The following is a 16,974-nucleotide window of genomic DNA, read 5'->3' as shown; positions in this document are numbered from 1 at the left end:
TGTGATAATCTTCACATGAAGTTGTCGCCATATACTTTAATTTCAGCTTAATTAAATAACATATAATCAAATTAACTAATTACTTAAAAAGTTTATCCTTCAACAATATACTGCATTATGAATATATTTATATCCGGCTTTTATAAACATATTTTATGTCTCGTAAAATAAATTACAAAATAAAATAATGCGGAATAATATCCTCATAAACATTATCCTTATTCAAAAAACCTCCCGGAATTATACCCAATCGAATAAAACCTAAACTCTCATATAAAGACAATGCGTTCTTATTTGAAGCAACCACCGCATTAAATTGCAGAATTCTAAAAGATAATTTACGTGCTTTTTCTATACAGTGAATAACCAGCATCTTTCCTATACCATTACCGCGAAATTCTGATTTTACGGCATAACTTGCATTACATATATGAGAGCACCTTCCTACATTATTCGGATGGAGAATATATACTCCAACTACTTCAGCAGTAGTTGTATCAAGTGCAATACCGGTAAAAGACTGTGACATGAAAAAATCATAGCCGGTGTTTTCATTGAGTATTTCTGTTTGAGGAAAAGCTTTTCCGGCAATTACAACTTCATTCCAAACATCTAACACACCTTTTAAATAACTGCTTTTAAAAGGAACAATTTCAATTTGCATATGCTATCCTTATGAAAAAGGCCCGTACGGGCCTTAATTAACTAATTATTTAGTTTTTTTCTTTTTCTTGGCGGTAGCTGACAAAACAATGCCCTCTCCGCTCTTTTTAGCCTTTTCGATAAGGCGTTTTTTCTCGTTTTCCTTACGCTTTGCTGCCCGTTCATATCGGCGTTCGGTTTCTGCCTGACGTTTTTGCTCTCTTAACTTAGATTGAGTAAGACGCTTTTGTACCGGTTTTTCGTTTGCATAAGGATTAATTCCTTCCTTAAATTCCAAAATAACCGGAGTTCCCATAATATTAAGAGCTTTACGGTAGCAATTGATTAAATAGCGTTTATACGCATCAGGCATCTTAGATACCTTATTACCGTGAATAACGATACGCGGAGGATTGTAACCGCCGGCATGAGCATATTTAAGCTTAATACGCCTTCCTCCTGAAATCGGCGGCTCATGCTCTTGCACGGCTGCCTGTAAAACACGGTTTAAAGTAGCAGAAGAGTTACGGCGAGTAGCTGATTCGTAAGCTTCATCAATGGAATCAAAAATATTACCTACACCGGTTCCGTGAAGTGCTGAAATAAAGTGGACACGGGCAAAATCGACAAAACCTAAACGTAAATTAAGCTCGCGTCTTATGTCATCTTTATATTCTTTAGAAAGACCGTCCCATTTATTAACCGCTATAACAAGCGATCTTCCCGAATCCAAGATAAAGCCTAAAAGCGACAGATCCTGATCAGTAATATTTTCACGAGCATCAATAACCAATACGGCAACATTACAGTCTTCAATAGCTTTTAAGGTCTTAACGATTGAAAACTTTTCAATCGCTTCCGACACTTTACGGCGCTTACGCACGCCTGCAGTATCTATAACGATATATTTTTTATGCTCACGCTCCAAAGGAATATAAATTGAATCCCGCGTCGTGCCTGGCATATCGCAAACAACCACGCGATCTTCGCCTAAAAGGCGGTTAGTTAAAGTTGATTTTCCGACATTAGGTTTTCCGACCAATGCAAATTTAATCGGTAAATCGGCAAACGGAGTATGCTCAGCAGCTTTTTCCGCTTCATCATCAGTATGCTGAAGACCGCGCTGCTTTTCACGAAATGCGTACCAATCAAATCCTCCTGCATTCTTTTCTGCAGGAACGTTTTCTAAAAACTCATAACCGTGTTCCCAAATGTATCCTTCAGGATCTTCGCCTTCAGGAACCTCCGGCAAATCACTGTCAAGCGGACCATCTTCACGCAGCACCGGAGCAATCACGTCCTCAATTAAAATCTGAACTCCGCGTCCGTGCGCCGCTGCAATTTGATGAACTTCACCTAAACCTAAACCGTAAAATTCAGTACCGGCAATATCCGGATCAAGTCCGTCAATTTTGTTAGCAACAACCGCACACTTCTTGCCGGATTTGCGAATATACTCCGCTACCTGATAGTCTCCGGGCATTATTCCGGCCCGGGCATCCACCATGAAAAGAACTAAATCGCACTCCTCGATAGCCAAAAGAGCCTGCTCGGTCATTTTTGAAGTCAAATCGGAAGGCTGTTCGGCATCTTTCGCAATACCGCCGGTATCAATGACGATATATTCTCTGCCGTCAAACAACGCGCGTCCGTATTTACGATCACGGGTTAAGCCCGGAAAATCCGCCACCAAAGCATCACGGGTTTTAGTTAAGCGATTAAATAAAGTAGATTTACCCACATTAGGGCAACCGACCAAAGCCACAACTTTCATCTTAGATCCTCATAAGTAAGGGTCTTTTCCTCATCCGAAGATAAAAAACGGCTGACCACACCAAAACAGAAAATAATAGATACACTAAAGCCGCCGAAATCGGCGGCTGCACATCAAAAAACTAAATTAAAGTCCAAAACCCGAGGCTTTTTCATCGGGATTTTCCATAGGAACATCCACTTCAGGCACTTCCTGAACCGGAGGATTAGGTGCACTTGCTTCAGGAGCTTCAGGAGCCTTTGGAGCCTCCGGCGCCGGAGCTTCGGGGGCTGAATCAGCATTGCTCTTGACTCCCGGCATCAAGCCGAAACCTGACAGACGGCGTCTTTGCTCCTCTTCATAGGCGGCAACTCTTTCTTTATATTCACGGACACGCTCTTCATAAGCACGCTTGCGTTCTTCATAGGCGCGTCTTTGAGCAGCAATTGCTGCATTCTGGCGAGCCTCTGCTGCGGCTGCAGCACGCAATATTGCAGCACGGCGGGCCTGCAGCTGTTCTCTGTCCATAACCGAAGGAGCATAAATACCGCCCTCGCCGACACCGGGACGGGCCATATTAACTGAAGCTCCCGCATAAGCTAAAAGATTGTTTACGGCAAGCTCTTTTACCATAGCATTACCGTTAGGATCGTATTTGTACGCAGTCAAATCGCCATCGCGGGTACTTACATATAAATTACCGTCAGCAACAAGCGGCGCAGTATAAATAGCACTGTCGTCTACTTCATGCTGACAAACTATAGTGCCGTCATTTAAGGACATAAAGTACAAATAGCCCTCAAGATCGCCTACGACAACATAATCACCGTAAATGGCCGGAGCCGAAACGGAACGATAAGTCAAAACGGTATTAACCCAACGTTCACTGTTATCAGAACGATTTAAACAATACACATACCCGTTATCGCCAACGATGACAATAGAACTGTCATCAATAGCTAAATCTTTAGAGCTTTGATAGTTAAGACGAGACAGGACCTGATTATTCTCAAATGAGTATTGAACGAGACCGCCGCCATAAGAAACGGAATACAGAGTGGAACCGATAACAAGCGGAGTCGCCGATACGTCAGCCACACGCTCTAAAGCGTTTGCTCCGTACGGCTCACCTACATCAATCTGGTTGACGATAGCTCCGGTGCTTTGCAAAATAACGTTAACTTTGCCGTTACTTTGTCCTAAAAGTACGAACTCATCGCCAATCACCAAAGGAGCTGACTGACTTCTAAGACGCAAATCGGTCAATGCATCGCCCGATGCCCAATTAACAGTTCCTTCATCGCTTGAATATGAAGTGAGTCTGCCGCGGGAATCAAGAACGAACAAAGCGCTGCCGCTCTTTGAAAAAGCAGGTTTGGCAATGACTTCACCGCCGACAAAGTCTTTCCACAATAAAGATCCGTCTTTGGCATTTAAAACGTAGATATAACCGTTTTCGGATCCGACCGCAGCTTTCCCTGCATAAACGGTTACACCGCCTGCAAGCCGTGCAGATCTGCGATCATCATTTTCTTCCTCATCGTCCAGATCGGTATGCCAAATACGATCGCCTGACATAGCATCATACGCGTAAACATCCCCGTCTCGGCCTGCAGCATATATGATTCCGCCGGAAAAGGCTGGAGACAGCTGAGAATAAAAGTCTCCGACTCCTCCTACGGATGATGACCATAATTTATCGATATCAAAACGATTTTCAATTTCCGGAGCTTCTACAGGAGCATATAAATCCTCATTGCCCGAGCATCCGAAAAGTACTCCGGCCACAAAAGGAATTAACGCCAAAGATTTAATTTTCGACATAATCATCATCCGCCCAAACATTTTTTATTGCTGCTGTAAAGCTGACATTTCCCTAAATGCCGGAGTGTCTCCGGCTGCTATAAGGTTGTCAAACTTCATCTGCAAAATACCGTTAATCGGCAACTTCTTACTCTTGCACAATTCGATAGCGTTTTTATATGCATCATGTGCTTTTTGACGATCACCGGATGCCATATAAATATCGCCTAAAACCTCAAACTTTTCTAAAGCGTAAGCATCAGAGTTTACTGAATTTGCAGTACTTACCGCCTTATCATATTCCTGATTTTGTGCCTGCAGGCGTGCAAGGGTCAGAGTAATAGCAGGTTTTAACAAATCTCCGCCTTTTGCCGTAGCTTGTTCCAAAGTAGCGGCTGCGTCAGTGAATTTATCTTCAGTCATCTGCAAAGTTGCAACATCAAGAGCAACCAAGGCACCGTAAATATTATCGTTTTCTGCTATAAATTTCTGAGCATCCGCAATAACATCAAGCCCTTTTTCATTAAGCTGTTCCTGCAGCTGATAAACGGCAAGAGCCTGTTCCTGCGATTTGTTTAATTCATAAGACTGATACTGTCTGAAACCGATAAGTCCGCCAAGAGCGATAACCACCCCCAAGGCGATAGGTTTCCAGTACTCATGCCACCATTTTTTGACAACCTCTTCTCTCTCATGATCGTCGGTTAATACGTCCATTCTGCTATCCTTTTAATTTTTAATTCTTAAATCTAAAGTTTACATGGAAAAGAGCAATCTTTCACGTAAGAAAAACGACTGCTCTTAATTTTTATGCCTGCAGCATCTTGGATATTGCCGCAACAGCTCCTGCAAAATCATATTCCTGCTGCGATCCTTCATTGCGCAAATCCTTAACGCCCAGAGTTCCTGATGCAATTTCAGCTTCACCTAAAACTACGGCAACCTTAGCTCCGACCTTATCGGCACGTTTAAACTGACGCTTGAAATTGCCGCCGCCGCAATGATTCATGATGCGAACGCCGGGCAGAGCATCACGCAGTTTCAAAGCCGTCATCGCTTGTTCTTTAGCACTGTTTTCTCCGCTTCCTACGATGTAAACATCAACGCTCGGTTTGGTCTTTACTTTTCCTAAAGTGACTAAAAGCAGCATCAGACGCTCAAGCCCCATGCCGAAGCCTACTGCCGGAGTTGCAGTACCGCCGAGTTCCTCGACAAGACCGTCATAGCGTCCGCCGCCGCAAACGGTACCTTGTGCACCTAATGCGGTAGTAACCCACTCAAATACGGTTAAATTGTAATAATCAAGGCCGCGAACCAAACGATTATTTATCGTGTACTTAATTCCGGCTGCGTCAAGCAGCTTTTTCAAGCCTTCAAAATGCGCCTTAGTTTCTTCACCGAAATGATCGCTAAGTTTAGGAGCGCCTTTTAACACCTCGCCCACTTTCGGATCTTTACTGTCTAAAACGCGCAGCGGATTAGTGTGAGTTCTTCTTTTGCTGTCCTCATCAAGTTCGTCAAAATGAGCCTCAAGATACGAGACAAGCTCATCGCGAAAAGCTTTACGCTCTTCTTTTGTCCCCAAAGTATTAAGCTCTAAAGAAAGATCATCGGCAATTCCGAGCTTTTTCCATAAAGCGTGCGTAAGCATGATAATCTCAGCGTCAATATCCGGTCCCTTTAAACCGAAAATCTCTACGCCAAGTTGATGGAACTGACGATAACGGCCTTTTTGCGGACGCTCATGACGAAACATCGGACCCATATACCAAAGGCGCTGTTCCTGATTATAAATAAGATTATGCTCAAGGCAGGCACGGACGCATCCTGCAGTGCCCTCAGGACGCAAAGACAGCATTTCTCCCGAGCGATCTTCAAAGGTATACATTTCCTTTTCGACCACATCAGTCACTTCACCGATTGCACGGCAAAATAACGGGGTCTTTTCCAAAATAGGCAGACGAATTTCACTGTAGCCGAAAGATGCTACGGTTTCACGCAAAATAGATTCAACCTGCTGCCATACAGAAGTATCCTCAGGCAGCAAATCATTCATGCCTCTTACGGCTTGTACGCTTAATGCCATTAAGTTTTCCTAATTTTTATTTCTGATTTTCCGCATTGACACGAGCCCGAACTCTGGATTCAAGCACCGACACTACATCATTTGCGGATATTTTACCCATAAGTTTGCCGTCTTCATAGACCAGACATTTACCGTTGCCGCCGCCGCACACTGCAACATCGGCATGCAAGGCCTCGCCCGGACCGTTGACCACACAGCCCATAACGGCAATTTTTATGCTCTTGCGAATATCGCTTAAGCGGGATTCAAGTTCTTTTACGGTATTTACGACATCAATACCGCGTCTTGCACAGGTAGGGCAAGCAACGATATCCACACCGCGGGAACGCAAATGCATACTCTTTAAAATTGCCCAGCCTACTTTTATTTCTTCAACCGGATCGGCAGCTAATGATACGCGCAAAGTATCACCGATGCCTTGCTTTAACAGCCACGAAATTCCGATTGAAGATAAAACCGTTCCCCCGGTAAGGCCTCCTGCTTCCGTAATACCCAGATGCAAAGGAGCATCGGTTCTTGCCGCTAACTCTTCATAAGCTGCGACGCATAAATTAAGCTCGGAAGCTTTTACCGAGAAAGCGTAATCATAAAACTGATGCGAATCTAAAATATCGGCAGAACGCAGAGCCGCCTCCACCATGCCCTGAGGAGTCGGGGATCCGTATTTTTGGATTATATCTTTATCAAGAGAGCCGGAGTTTACTCCGACACGAATCGGCAAACCGTGATCCTGTGCGGCACGGCATACCGCTTCGACTTTTTCTCTTGAACCGATATTGCCGGGATTGATACGCAAGGCTGCCGCTCCGTTTTGCGCCACGGCTACGGCAATCTTATAGTCAAAATGAATATCGGCAACCAAAGGAACATGCACTCTTTTTGCAATCTGTGAAAAAGCAGCTACGGCATCCATTGACGGAACCGAAATTCTCACAATATCAGCACCGACGCTTTCAAGATCAAGAACCTGCTTTACCGTGGCCTCAACGTCAAGGGTATCGGTAGACGTCATACTCTGCACGGAAATCGGAGCTCCGTCACCCACCGGTACGGAGCCTACCATAATACGTCTTGATTTGCGTCTAACGATTTTAGGAGCTTGCCATTCCATTTTTCTCTTGTACTCCTAACGATTGGGTAAAGTAAATGTTGCCTGCTTAGTTGCAGGAACGGCAATAGTTCCGCCCATATAATTTACGGTAACGCTTGATGTATCGGTAACCGCAACTTTAAGCGGAGGAATTCCGGTAGCGGAGACTCTGTCTCCGGCCTTATAAGAACCGCTTACCAAAACCTTGCCGCGGCTGTCTGAGATCTGCAAAGAAACAGGAGCTTTAATTATTACTGAAACATTATTTAAAGAAGCAAGACCTTCTCTACCTGAAAGTTTTGCAGCAGAACTTATATCACGCAGATTAGAGCTAAGCTTCGGAGTTTGTGCCGCCGCGGCCTTAGCCTCTTCTTCTTTCTTTAAATTTTCCTGCTTTAATTTTTCTTCTGCAGCTTGTTGTTCCTGCAATGCTTGCTCTTTTGCAGTCTTTACGGCTTCATCTTTAGCAGGAGAAGGGACAACAGCAAGTTCTTTATCAGTTGATGGTGCAGCATTTTCCGAAGTGTTTGCGGCTGTCGTCTTATCTGCAGCAGGTGCTGAATTTATCAATAATTCCTCAGTGCTGCTTTGTGCTGCAGTGCCTGAGTTCTTAGCAAAAGGATCTTCTTGCGGCGCATTTAATAAATCCTGATAGCCACCTGATGAACTTGATGTCTCTGAAGATACATCATTAATAATAAGTTCGCCGGATGAAAGATTATCACTCTGCGTCGAAACAATCGGCTCATTAACGGAAACCGTACCTGAAGTACCGCTTTGTTCGGTATCGTCAGACATGAGCATCCATACTAAAACAATAATAAGCAAAAGAACAAGGAGCACGGCCCCTAACTTAACTAACATTCCTTTATTGCTTTTCCCTGCCTTATTAGAAGCAGGAATATCTTGTAAATGAGAAGATTCGGCCCTTTCTTTTGCTTGCGAATCATTTTTAGGAACTGCAGTTCGTTTCTTTGCCGCGACCTTATTTTGATTTTTGGCCATTTCAGAAACTTCAAGCACATTGTGATTGTAAAGTTCCACAACGGTTTTAGGATCAATATTGACCAATCTGGCATAGTCGGCGATATATCCGCGAGCAAACGGCGCAGCCGTAGGCTGGGTTAGGCGATCATGCTCAATATCGCTTATGGTATTGACCCTTAATTTAAGGCGCAGAGCAATCTCGCGCTGAGATAATCCCAACATTTCTCGGGCATGCTTTAAAATAGCCCCTGGAAGATTAGGCACCTCATCATCCGATAAAGAAGGAACGACCGGAACTTTATCAGGATCGTCGCCGTTATAGTTTAAATTACCGCCAAAACGCTGATCTTCCCCGTAAATATTATTTCCGATATCTTCACGGTAGGACTGTTGATTCAACCGGGAATTTGCGTTTGACTTAAACTTTTCTTCTTTTTCAAACGGATCTGCTTTAAAAGAACCCTCTTGATTGCGGAGGCCTTGCGGTATAGATGAATGAGACTTATTATCCATTTTTCCAACCTTTTAAATATTAGCGGCTGTAATACGGTTTTTGGCGATTTTATCTTTAACCTGCCCAGCAAGCTGTCCGCATGCGGCAGCGATATCATCTCCTCTGGTGGTTCTGGTCATTACGGTATAGCCGTGACCGGTTAACACCTTATAAAAACGGTCAACCCTGCTATTTGAGGGGCGCTTGAATTCCGATTGTTCATGGGGATTAAACGGAATTAAATTGATTTTGCACGGAGTATCTTTTAGAAGACGGGCAAGCTCTTCGGCCTGATCGGTAGAATCATTAATATGATCTAAAAGCACATACTCAATCGTGGCTTTTCCGCAATTGGCGTTAGATTTTGACAAATAATTACGCACGCTTTTTAACACCACATCAATTTTATATTTTTTATTAAGGGGCACCAAAACATCCCTTAATTCATCATTAGGAGCATGCAAAGACAATGCTAAAGCCACATCGACTTTTCCGGCGATTTTATCAATGATGGGGGCCACCCCTGAGGTTGAAATCGTAACGCGGCGTTTTGACAGAGCAAAAGCATTATCGTTTAACAAAATTTCAGTTACTTTCAATACGGCATCAACATTATATAAAGGCTCGCCCATTCCCATCATCACGACATTGGAAATAGGTTTTTGTTCTTCATTTTGAGAAAAACCGACTCTTGAGGCGGCTCTCCAGACCTGTCCTATTATTTCGCTGACGCTAAGATTACGGTTGAACCCAGAGGCTCCGGTACGGCAAAAGGCACATTTCACCGGGCATCCTACTTGAGTAGAGATGCACAAAGTATTGCGGCCTTCTTCAGGGATTAGGACTGTTTCGACCAACTGTCCGTCACCTATGTCAAGAGCCCATTTCACGGTACCGTCACTTGAACGCTGTTCCGTTACTATTTCAGGGGCTTTGATGCACGCGATTTCTTTTAATTTCTCCCGTAAATCTTTTTTGATATTAGTCATTAAATCAAAATCGGTTACACCGTATTGATAAATCCATTTTAAAAACTGGGTGGCGCGAAACGGTTTTTCACCTAAAGAAACAGCAAAATCTTTGAGCTCATCAACGCCTAAATTCATTAAATTGATGCGAGTTTCCGACATTTAAACAAGTACTCAAAAAATATAGATTTTTCTTAAAAATTTAAATAATACATTATAGCAGGATCGTATGTTTTTCTTTAACGGGATATCCGCAAAGACAAGAGCTGTTTAAACTTAAAAACCTCACGCAGCGCAATGCGTGAAAGTTTAAAAATTTTTAATTAAAGTTAAGGAGTTTTCCGGTTCCTAAAAGATACTCGGTAAACTTGCTTACGGTTTCTCCGGCTTTACCGTAAATTCCGTAAGTAAAATTTGAAGCGGTCAAGCTTTTCTCAAGATTAAACTCAACACATACGGCACCGGCTCCTGCAGCTATCTGACAAAAACCCGCCGCTGGATAAACCACTCCTGACGTACCGACAGCTAAAAACAACTCGCACTTTACAAGCTTTGCGTAAATTTCATCCATATCATACGGCATCTCACCGAACCATACGATGTCAGGACGTAAAGACTGATGCTTACAATAAGGACACTCGCTTTTAACCGAACTTGCCCCTGAAAAAGGAAAAGAAGAATGACAGTTTTCACACAGCATTTTTAAAAGTTCACCGTGCATATGACAAACTTGCTTACTTCCGGCTCTTTCATGCAAATCATCAATATTCTGCGTAACAAGAAAAACTTCCCCTCCTTGTTTTTGCCACTCTGTCTGTAAATGCGCTATCGCTTTATGCGCCGCATTTGGCTTTTTGGTCGGCAATGAAAGTCGCATTTTGTTATAAAACTCATGCACTAAAGTCTTATTGCGCAGAAAACCTTCATAGGTTGCGACATCTTCAACATTGTGATGTTCCCACAACCCGTCCTCAGAGCGAAACACGGGAATTCCGGACTCTGCTGAAACTCCGGCTCCCGTCAAAATAACTATGTTTTGATATCTCATGCTTATTTCTTACCTGTTTAGCATCAGCTCAAGTTTTTTTACCTGCTCTTTTGTCGTCTGATTAACAAAATCATCAACAACTACCGGGGTTAAAGTGCCGTCGCCCAATGCCATAAATAAATAATCAACAGTAGCTTCCTTATACTTTATCCAGGCGCGCTGCATTTTTAATATAGTATTCTTGCAAGCCTTAGAATCGCCTTCATCATTGCAAGACAGCATTGCCTGCTTGTAAATCTTGTTAAGCTTGCCGTCCAAATAAATAAAAGCATCATTTTGACATTTACGCATTTGAACGGTAACACCTCCTGATGCCGACATACAGGCATTATAGCCCGGAGATAACTCCTCATCAGCAACAGCAGTAAAGCTGAAAACAAACACGGAAGCTATTGCTAAAACTCCTGCTAATTTCATATACACTCCTAATATTTCTTGCCGCTTAAAAACTGCGCTAATGCCAAGATAGTGGCGCCGGTGGCGCCCGGAGCATAAAAAGCAGAGCCTTCTTTTTGATATGCACAGGCCAAATCAAGATGTACCCACGGAATATCCTTTTCTACAAAGCAATGCAAGAACTCGGCAGCAGAGCTTGCACCTGGATTCCCATCACCTGTACCAGCATTTGAAATGTCTGCCCGCTTACTTAAAATAAAGCGCTTGAAGTAAGGACGCATCGGCAAGAGCCACAATTCTTCCATCGAGTCTTTAAACGCGTGCTGTAAATCTAAAGGAAGTTCATTTGACGGAGTAAAAGCCGCGCACATATCACGCCCTATTGCAATTTTTGCGGCACCGGTTAAAGTTGCGGCATCAAGAATAAATTTACTCTTTGCTTTGCAGGCATGAATCAAACCGTCGGCAAGCACCAAACGTCCCTCGGCATCAGTATTGCCGATTTCAACTTTAACGCCGTTCGGATAAGAAATTATGTCGCCCGGCAGCATTGATTTGCCTGACAGCATATTTTCAGCACAGCATAAATAAAGACGAACGCGCTTTTTAAGTCCCTGCAAAATAGCCAAGGTCAGAGCACCGCCTAAATATACGGCGCCGGACTTATCAGAATGCATGGATGACATGTATGAAGGAGGCTTAATATCGTATCCGCCTGAGTCAAAGGTAATGCCCTTGCCCACAAGCGAAATATCAATGTCCCCGTCCTTTTTCCCGTCAGGGAAATAATCGATTATACCAAGACACGGCAAATTATCACTGCCGCGCCCGACAGCCTGCAGTCCGACACATTCGTGATAATCCTTGTGCCCTTTTTTAATTAATTTAAGCGTTGCCTCCCCGCCTTTTTTATCCGCCGCTTTCTTTACTTTAGAAAATACCTCTTTGACTAACGACTCAGGCGTAGTCGTCTTGGAGTCAGAGTCGGCCAGTTCTCGAAAATCAATAATTAAATCGGAAATTCCGGCGACTTTATCACAATCTTTTTTCAAAAGTGCAAAGGCGATATTTATATCCGATTTACCGTCGTACATTCCCTGAATCATCCATACGGCATCAAGCACGGACAAAGGGATATCACCGCTGTCAATTAATGCATTATTAATTCCAAGATTACAAAGACTGCGACCTGCTTCCTGATAAAACCTGAAGTTCTCCTTATTCACCATGAGGCTTACGCTGTTTTTGCCTTCGGGAATAAGCTTTGCCTTCTTATTAAAAGGCTTAGGAGCATCTCCGTCTTTAAGCTTTACATAAATAAACTCATCCGCATTAACATTCTTTACTGAACTTACTTTAATTTTCGGCATTTTTTCTTTCCTTAATTAATCTTTCCTTACCTGCCACATACTGCCTGAAGCTTGTAATGCAGCCACCTTGGTCTTAAGCTCGTCTGCTGCCTGTTTAACCTCTTGTTCGGTAGTAAAGCGTCCCAGTGATAAACGGATTGAAGCTCTGGCAAGCTCATCACTATGACCTATCGCCTTTAACACGTAAGAAGGTTTTAGCTCTGCCGAAGAACAGGCAGATCCTGTTGATGCGGCAATTCCCGACAAGGACGGAAGCAGCATTCGCCCGTCAATTCCGGCAAAGCTTGCAGAAATGATGCCGGGTAAATGCCTGGTGCTGCTGCCGTTAATAACCGCTCCGTCTATGGTTTTAATTTCATTAACTAAATATTCACGCAGCTGCAAAATGCGTTCTTTATCCTTTTTTGCATCTTTTGCCATTATTTCAAAAGCTTTACCCATAGCAGCAACCTGATGCGTCGCTACAGTACCGCCGCGCAACCCCTTTTCCTGACCACCGCCGTAAATTAAAGCTTCGACTGGAACATTTGCCTCACGTTTTATATATAAAGCTCCGACACCTTTGGGTCCGTATATTTTTTCAGGTGTAAGCGAAGCCATGGAAATTGCGGAATTAGCAAAATCCGTTTTTTCCCATCCTGCAGTCTGCGCACAATCGGTATGAAAAAAGATCCCTTTTGCCCGACATAACGAAGCAAGGGCATGAATATCGTTTACCGTACCGAGTACGCTGTTACCGTGACAGATAGAAACCAAAAACGTATCTTCTGTAAGATATGAAGCTAAAAGCTCAGGATCAATGCTCCCGTCCTGGTGCGGTTTTATATAAGAAACTTTGTAACCTTCATATTTTTCAAGATACTCGCATCCCTCCAGCACCGCTTTATGTTCAACCATAGAAGTCACGATGTGGCGGCGCGGATCTCCTTTATGCCTAAGACCGCGGGCAAGACCGATAACGGCAAGATTATTACTTTCGGTCGCTCCTGAAGTAAAAGTAATCTCAAGAGGAGAGCATCCGACTAAATTTGCCACTTGCTCTCTAGCGTTTTCAACAACTTCAGCAGCCTCCCAACCGAACACATGATCTTTAGAGGAGGGATTGGCAAATGATCCTTCAAGCGTCAGGCAATCCACCATCACTTTTACAACTCGAGGATCAAGCGGCGTTGCCGCAGCATAATCCATGTACACAGGACGATTCATTTTTTTATTCCTTAATATGAGAAATCGCCATTTCAAAAACTTTTTCTACGTGTTCATCGCATAAAGCATAATAAACCCGCTGTCCTTCTCGTTTTACCATCACAAGATTATTTAAGCGTAAATAGCATAACTGATGAGACACAGCTGATTTGGTCATTCCTAAAATTTCAGCAAGATCGGTAACGCACAGCCATTCATGGATCTGCAGCGCATTTACTATATTAATTCTTGTAGGATCGGCTAATGCCTTAAAAAACTCTGCGGTAACATCCACGTCGTCAGGAGCGAGCATCTGCGACTTAACGCTTTCAATAAGTTCTTCACGACTGTTTTCTTTTTCCTTCATCTTCATAATCTCTTTGTTAAGCACAAAATATATTGAGCAATTGTTCAATTATTTTAACAACTATCTTTATTTAAGTTTAAGATATAAGAAAAAATTCTTTTTCTTTTTAAAAATTTACAGTTTTTAAATAAATTTAATTTGAACCGTAAAGCTTAAATAAGCTAAGTTCTTTCTTTTGTCTATAATAGCGCTATATTTTAAACGGGCATCAAGTATGTTTTTAATCGGCGTTATATCAAGTATCATTGCAGCAGTTTTACAAGGACTTAACTACGCGATAACCAAAAGTTGTCAGGATACTTATCATATCTACGGTTTTAGAATGCTTATCGCCGAGCAACTTGCGATAGCGTTTATCGTTTTCTGGCCGTTTATTTTCTTTAAGTATTACGAATTTTTGAATGGCGGATTATTCTCGGTCTGTTAGAAATCAACATTCCGTTTTTAATGGCGCAATATTTTATGATTATGGCACTGCGCTCAAGCGACGCGTCAATCGTTTCTCCTCTTTTGGTATTAAAGATACCTATTCTGACCGCAATATCATTGATTTTATTTCACGACAGTTTTGAACTGCACCAATATTTTGCCATTACCGCGATTTTGTTGTTATCGTGGGTCTTCTCCTCTCTTTCAGGTCAAATAAGAATTAGAGCTTTAATTTTTATCTTCGCCGCCTGTTTTTGCTATGTTCTAGCTGATATCGCAACAGTAACACTTGCCAAAACTTTTAAAGCACCGCCTATAGAGCAGGCGATTATTCTTAATATTTACAACTATATTGCCGCACTTGTCTTCTTTATCCCCTGTGCTTTTATCAAAAAAGTCAAATTAAACGACATGTATAACTGTAAATATGTAGCTATAACTTGGATCGTTTCATCAACTTTAATGGTAATTGCCTTTAATTTAAGCGGTGTCGTCTCGGGAAACATCATTCAATCATTACGCGGGGCCTTCGGTATCGTAATCGTTATGATGTTCTTTAAAGATCAGATTATCGATCACAAAACCAAATGGCAAACTAAAGTTACACTTTCTTTATTAATGACGCTGTCAGTAGTTTGTTTCTATATTTAACCCACTTCCTCAATTGCCGCCACTTCACGCACAGGTCCGAACGTCTCATCCTTGTTTTCATTGATGATGACAATTGCAAGCGTGATCACTTCTTTGTTTGTAAGTCTTAATCCGTATCTCTTTTCTCTGATTTGCGCTTTGGCTTCCTCAAGTTTTTCTCGGACATTATCTGCCTTGCCTATGACTTTAAACTCACAGATATAAAGTCTTCTGTCATTTTCAAAACATAAGTCTCTTCTGCCCAGCGCCGTCTGATACTCAGTATAAGTATTAAAGCCTATAAGCTGCAGCATCACCTTGTAAACATCTCGAAAAGCGGTTCTTTAAAGCTCACTACGCTTTCATAGGAAAACTCGTTTAAGATTTTGTTGAACTCATCCTTGAGCGCAGAAAAATCTCCCGCAGCCAAGGCCGCCTTTATCTTTAAACCGTAGCAATCACTTAATTGCGATGCGGTTTTATTCGTTAAATTGTCGACGATAAGCTCGGCAAACGCCTTTTTTACCTCAAGATTGGGAAGTCCCACTTCAAGATAATTAATCCCCGTATCTTTTATCGTGAAATACCCTGCCTGATACAGAATGGCAAAGAAAGGAAAGTTCTCATCCTCGATACTGGTTATCGTGGGAGATAATGCCGCGGTGTTGGTTCTTTGTATAAACTCAAGATTTAAATAATCAACAAGCTCGGTCTTCTTTACTTTTTTATCAATAAAAGTATTTAGATAATTTACTAAAAGCGACGGCTTCGCTCCGCCCGTCTCAAGCCAATAAGGTTTAAAACCCCGCTGCAGCTCGCTTAAAAAGTTCAATATCGACCAGGGGTTATAAACATGATTACGGCCCCTTTCATCAAAAGAGTAACCGTCATAATTTAATTTTAGAGCTTCAATTAATGAATCATAGGTATATTTATCTTCACCTAAATCCTCATTAAGCTCCGTTACCGCGTTTTCAAGATAATCTTTAAAATAATGCTCAAGCTCTTCCTGCGTATACCCGACAAGAGCACCATAAGTAGGATTAAAGCTGATATCTTCAAGATATGTTAAATGAAGAGAATATCGAATCATTGAAATTACGCGTTACTCCAGTGATAAAAATAAAGCGAAATTTGCCTGAATAGGCTTTTATCGTGGAGAAGAAGTTGGACAATACTCTTCTTCGTACTTCAAACTCCTCTTTATCTCCCATCACCGCGGTTAAAGGGGCGTCATACTCGTCAATAAGCAAAACCAGATTGGTAATATCTTTTTGATTGAATCTTATATCCAAATATCTGGCCGGAGTCTTTATCTTTTCATTTAATATATTTTCATAGCCGCTGTGACTAAATGCATCGTCAAGCTGCTGCAAAAATGATTCATTAAAAGTAACATCACCGCTTTGCTCCTTGATTTTAGATAAATCAAGATGAATTACTTTATAGGTTTTATCATTCCATAAATTTTCAGTGGCAATCTTAAGTCTCTGAAACTTATCAAGACCGTTTGAGAACAGCTCATGAAAAGTGCTTACTAATGTCGATTTACCAAATCTGCGCGGACGGGATAAAAAAAACGGATTTCTAAAACGAGCAAGATTTGCCACTAAATCCGTTTTATCAACGTAGATCATCGAATTTGCAGCAAACTGACTAAATGAAGTAATGCTTAAAGGCAGTTTGGTTAAATCAATCATGAAATACTCCTTAGTCTTTTTAAGAGT

The 16,974-nt window shown here is 42.1% G+C and carries 18 protein-coding genes; 2 read left to right on the top strand and 16 right to left on the bottom strand.

Annotated elements, in window-relative coordinates; translation table 11 throughout:
- Positions 1-172: 172 nt before the first annotated feature.
- The 13 genes from HMPREF9444_RS04995 to HMPREF9444_RS04935 all read right to left on the bottom strand — a co-directional run bounded on the left by HMPREF9444_RS04995 (position 173) and on the right by HMPREF9444_RS04935 (position 14,194).
- Complete coding sequence (locus tag HMPREF9444_RS04995) at positions 173-664, bottom strand: GNAT family N-acetyltransferase (RefSeq protein WP_009143290.1); 492 nt, start codon at positions 662-664, stop codon at positions 173-175.
- 45 nt (positions 665-709) lie between these two features.
- Positions 710-2,416, bottom strand: coding sequence for a ribosome biogenesis GTPase Der (gene der, locus HMPREF9444_RS04990; protein ID WP_009143289.1), 1,707 nt, complete (start codon positions 2,414-2,416; stop codon positions 710-712).
- Positions 2,417-2,542: 126 nt separating this feature from the next.
- A complete protein-coding gene (gene bamB, locus HMPREF9444_RS04985; RefSeq protein ID WP_050779006.1) occupies positions 2,543-4,219 on the bottom strand; it encodes an outer membrane protein assembly factor BamB in 1,677 nt (558 codons plus the stop codon).
- Positions 4,220-4,243: 24 nt separating this feature from the next.
- Entirely contained in the window at positions 4,244-4,915 is a 672-nt protein-coding gene (locus tag HMPREF9444_RS04980; RefSeq protein ID WP_009143287.1) for a YfgM family protein, read from the bottom strand.
- Between the two features lie 91 nt (positions 4,916-5,006).
- Positions 5,007-6,284 (bottom strand): histidine--tRNA ligase, encoded by a 1,278-nt coding sequence (hisS, locus tag HMPREF9444_RS04975; RefSeq protein ID WP_009143286.1) that lies wholly within the window; start codon positions 6,282-6,284, stop codon positions 5,007-5,009.
- A 16-nt stretch (positions 6,285-6,300) separates the two neighbouring features.
- Positions 6,301-7,395, bottom strand: coding sequence for a flavodoxin-dependent (E)-4-hydroxy-3-methylbut-2-enyl-diphosphate synthase (gene ispG, locus HMPREF9444_RS04970; RefSeq protein WP_009143285.1), 1,095 nt, complete (start codon positions 7,393-7,395; stop codon positions 6,301-6,303).
- 15 nt (positions 7,396-7,410) lie between these two features.
- Positions 7,411-8,874 carry a helix-turn-helix domain-containing protein gene (locus HMPREF9444_RS04965; RefSeq protein WP_009143284.1) on the bottom strand — a complete coding sequence of 488 codons (1,464 nt, stop codon included), beginning with the start codon at positions 8,872-8,874 and terminating at the stop codon, positions 7,411-7,413.
- A gap of 12 nt (positions 8,875-8,886) precedes the next feature.
- Positions 8,887-9,984 carry a dual-specificity RNA methyltransferase RlmN gene (gene rlmN, locus HMPREF9444_RS04960; RefSeq protein ID WP_040909252.1) on the bottom strand — a complete coding sequence of 366 codons (1,098 nt, stop codon included), beginning with the start codon at positions 9,982-9,984 and terminating at the stop codon, positions 8,887-8,889.
- Between the two features lie 157 nt (positions 9,985-10,141).
- The gene (locus HMPREF9444_RS04955) at positions 10,142-10,870 is read right to left on the bottom strand and encodes an NAD-dependent deacylase (RefSeq protein WP_009143282.1); all 729 of its coding nucleotides are present in this window, start codon (positions 10,868-10,870) and stop codon (positions 10,142-10,144) included.
- A 9-nt stretch (positions 10,871-10,879) separates the two neighbouring features.
- Positions 10,880-11,287, bottom strand: a complete 408-nt coding sequence (locus tag HMPREF9444_RS04950; RefSeq protein WP_009143281.1) for a lysozyme inhibitor LprI family protein — start codon at positions 11,285-11,287, stop codon at positions 10,880-10,882.
- 8 nt (positions 11,288-11,295) lie between these two features.
- Positions 11,296-12,636, bottom strand: a complete 1,341-nt coding sequence (locus tag HMPREF9444_RS04945; RefSeq protein ID WP_009143280.1) for a putative peptidase B — start codon at positions 12,634-12,636, stop codon at positions 11,296-11,298.
- 15 nt (positions 12,637-12,651) lie between these two features.
- Positions 12,652-13,842 (bottom strand): cysteine desulfurase family protein, encoded by a 1,191-nt coding sequence (locus HMPREF9444_RS04940; protein WP_040909251.1) that lies wholly within the window; start codon positions 13,840-13,842, stop codon positions 12,652-12,654.
- Positions 13,843-13,846: 4 nt separating this feature from the next.
- On the bottom strand, positions 13,847-14,194 hold the full coding sequence (locus tag HMPREF9444_RS04935) for an ArsR/SmtB family transcription factor (RefSeq protein WP_222859202.1): 348 nt from the start codon (positions 14,192-14,194) through the stop codon (positions 13,847-13,849).
- Between the two features lie 208 nt (positions 14,195-14,402).
- On the opposite strand from HMPREF9444_RS04935, the gene HMPREF9444_RS04930 reads away from it, so the two are divergent.
- A complete protein-coding gene (locus tag HMPREF9444_RS04930) occupies positions 14,403-14,615 on the top strand; it encodes a hypothetical protein (RefSeq protein ID WP_009143277.1) in 213 nt (70 codons plus the stop codon).
- A gap of 35 nt (positions 14,616-14,650) precedes the next feature.
- Positions 14,651-15,268 (top strand): hypothetical protein, encoded by a 618-nt coding sequence (locus HMPREF9444_RS04925; protein ID WP_040909249.1) that lies wholly within the window; start codon positions 14,651-14,653, stop codon positions 15,266-15,268.
- On the opposite strand, the gene HMPREF9444_RS11240 is transcribed toward HMPREF9444_RS04925, so the two are convergent.
- The 3 genes from HMPREF9444_RS11240 to HMPREF9444_RS11325 are packed head-to-tail and all read right to left on the bottom strand — an operon-like array spanning position 15,265 to position 16,947.
- Positions 15,265-15,561 (bottom strand): PD-(D/E)XK nuclease domain-containing protein, encoded by a 297-nt coding sequence (locus HMPREF9444_RS11240; protein WP_009143274.1) that lies wholly within the window; start codon positions 15,559-15,561, stop codon positions 15,265-15,267. The two genes, HMPREF9444_RS04925 and HMPREF9444_RS11240, sit on opposite strands and share 4 nt — an antisense overlap.
- Positions 15,561-16,340, bottom strand: a complete 780-nt coding sequence (locus HMPREF9444_RS11330) for a P-loop NTPase family protein (protein ID WP_009143273.1) — start codon at positions 16,338-16,340, stop codon at positions 15,561-15,563. The genes HMPREF9444_RS11240 and HMPREF9444_RS11330 overlap by 1 nt, the downstream gene beginning before the upstream one ends.
- Positions 16,306-16,947, bottom strand: a complete 642-nt coding sequence (locus HMPREF9444_RS11325) for an AAA family ATPase (protein WP_009143272.1) — start codon at positions 16,945-16,947, stop codon at positions 16,306-16,308. The genes HMPREF9444_RS11330 and HMPREF9444_RS11325 overlap by 35 nt, the downstream gene beginning before the upstream one ends.
- Between the last annotated feature and the right edge of the window lie 27 nt (positions 16,948-16,974).

It is taken from the genome of Succinatimonas hippei YIT 12066 (assembly GCF_000188195.1).
Classification (GTDB): domain Bacteria; phylum Pseudomonadota; class Gammaproteobacteria; order Enterobacterales; family Succinivibrionaceae; genus Succinatimonas; species Succinatimonas hippei.
This window is presented reverse-complemented; position numbering and strand designations above follow the sequence as displayed.

What these genes read in the sequence shown, in the direction of transcription:
- HMPREF9444_RS04995 (WP_009143290.1), bottom strand. Translation starts at nt 664, where the DNA reads ATGCAAATTGAAATTGTTCCTTTTAAAAGCAGTTATTTAAAAGGTGTG.
- der (WP_009143289.1), bottom strand. Translation starts at nt 2,416, where the DNA reads ATGAAAGTTGTGGCTTTGGTCGGTTGCCCTAATGTGGGTAAATCTACT.
- bamB (WP_050779006.1), bottom strand. Translation starts at nt 4,219, where the DNA reads ATGTCGAAAATTAAATCTTTGGCGTTAATTCCTTTTGTGGCCGGAGTA.
- HMPREF9444_RS04980 (WP_009143287.1), bottom strand. Translation starts at nt 4,915, where the DNA reads ATGGACGTATTAACCGACGATCATGAGAGAGAAGAGGTTGTCAAAAAA.
- hisS (WP_009143286.1), bottom strand. Translation starts at nt 6,284, where the DNA reads ATGGCATTAAGCGTACAAGCCGTAAGAGGCATGAATGATTTGCTGCCT.
- ispG (WP_009143285.1), bottom strand. Translation starts at nt 7,395, where the DNA reads ATGGAATGGCAAGCTCCTAAAATCGTTAGACGCAAATCAAGACGTATT.
- HMPREF9444_RS04965 (WP_009143284.1), bottom strand. Translation starts at nt 8,874, where the DNA reads ATGGATAATAAGTCTCATTCATCTATACCGCAAGGCCTCCGCAATCAA.
- rlmN (WP_040909252.1), bottom strand. Translation starts at nt 9,984, where the DNA reads ATGTCGGAAACTCGCATCAATTTAATGAATTTAGGCGTTGATGAGCTC.
- HMPREF9444_RS04955 (WP_009143282.1), bottom strand. Translation starts at nt 10,870, where the DNA reads ATGAGATATCAAAACATAGTTATTTTGACGGGAGCCGGAGTTTCAGCA.
- HMPREF9444_RS04950 (WP_009143281.1), bottom strand. Translation starts at nt 11,287, where the DNA reads ATGAAATTAGCAGGAGTTTTAGCAATAGCTTCCGTGTTTGTTTTCAGC.
- HMPREF9444_RS04945 (WP_009143280.1), bottom strand. Translation starts at nt 12,636, where the DNA reads ATGCCGAAAATTAAAGTAAGTTCAGTAAAGAATGTTAATGCGGATGAG.
- HMPREF9444_RS04940 (WP_040909251.1), bottom strand. Translation starts at nt 13,842, where the DNA reads ATGAATCGTCCTGTGTACATGGATTATGCTGCGGCAACGCCGCTTGAT.
- HMPREF9444_RS04935 (WP_222859202.1), bottom strand. Translation starts at nt 14,194, where the DNA reads ATGAAGATGAAGGAAAAAGAAAACAGTCGTGAAGAACTTATTGAAAGC.
- HMPREF9444_RS04930 (WP_009143277.1), top strand. Translation starts at nt 14,403, where the DNA reads ATGTTTTTAATCGGCGTTATATCAAGTATCATTGCAGCAGTTTTACAA.
- HMPREF9444_RS04925 (WP_040909249.1), top strand. Translation starts at nt 14,651, where the DNA reads ATGATTATGGCACTGCGCTCAAGCGACGCGTCAATCGTTTCTCCTCTT.
- HMPREF9444_RS11240 (WP_009143274.1), bottom strand. Translation starts at nt 15,561, where the DNA reads ATGCTGCAGCTTATAGGCTTTAATACTTATACTGAGTATCAGACGGCG.
- HMPREF9444_RS11330 (WP_009143273.1), bottom strand. Translation starts at nt 16,340, where the DNA reads ATGATTCGATATTCTCTTCATTTAACATATCTTGAAGATATCAGCTTT.
- HMPREF9444_RS11325 (WP_009143272.1), bottom strand. Translation starts at nt 16,947, where the DNA reads ATGATTGATTTAACCAAACTGCCTTTAAGCATTACTTCATTTAGTCAG.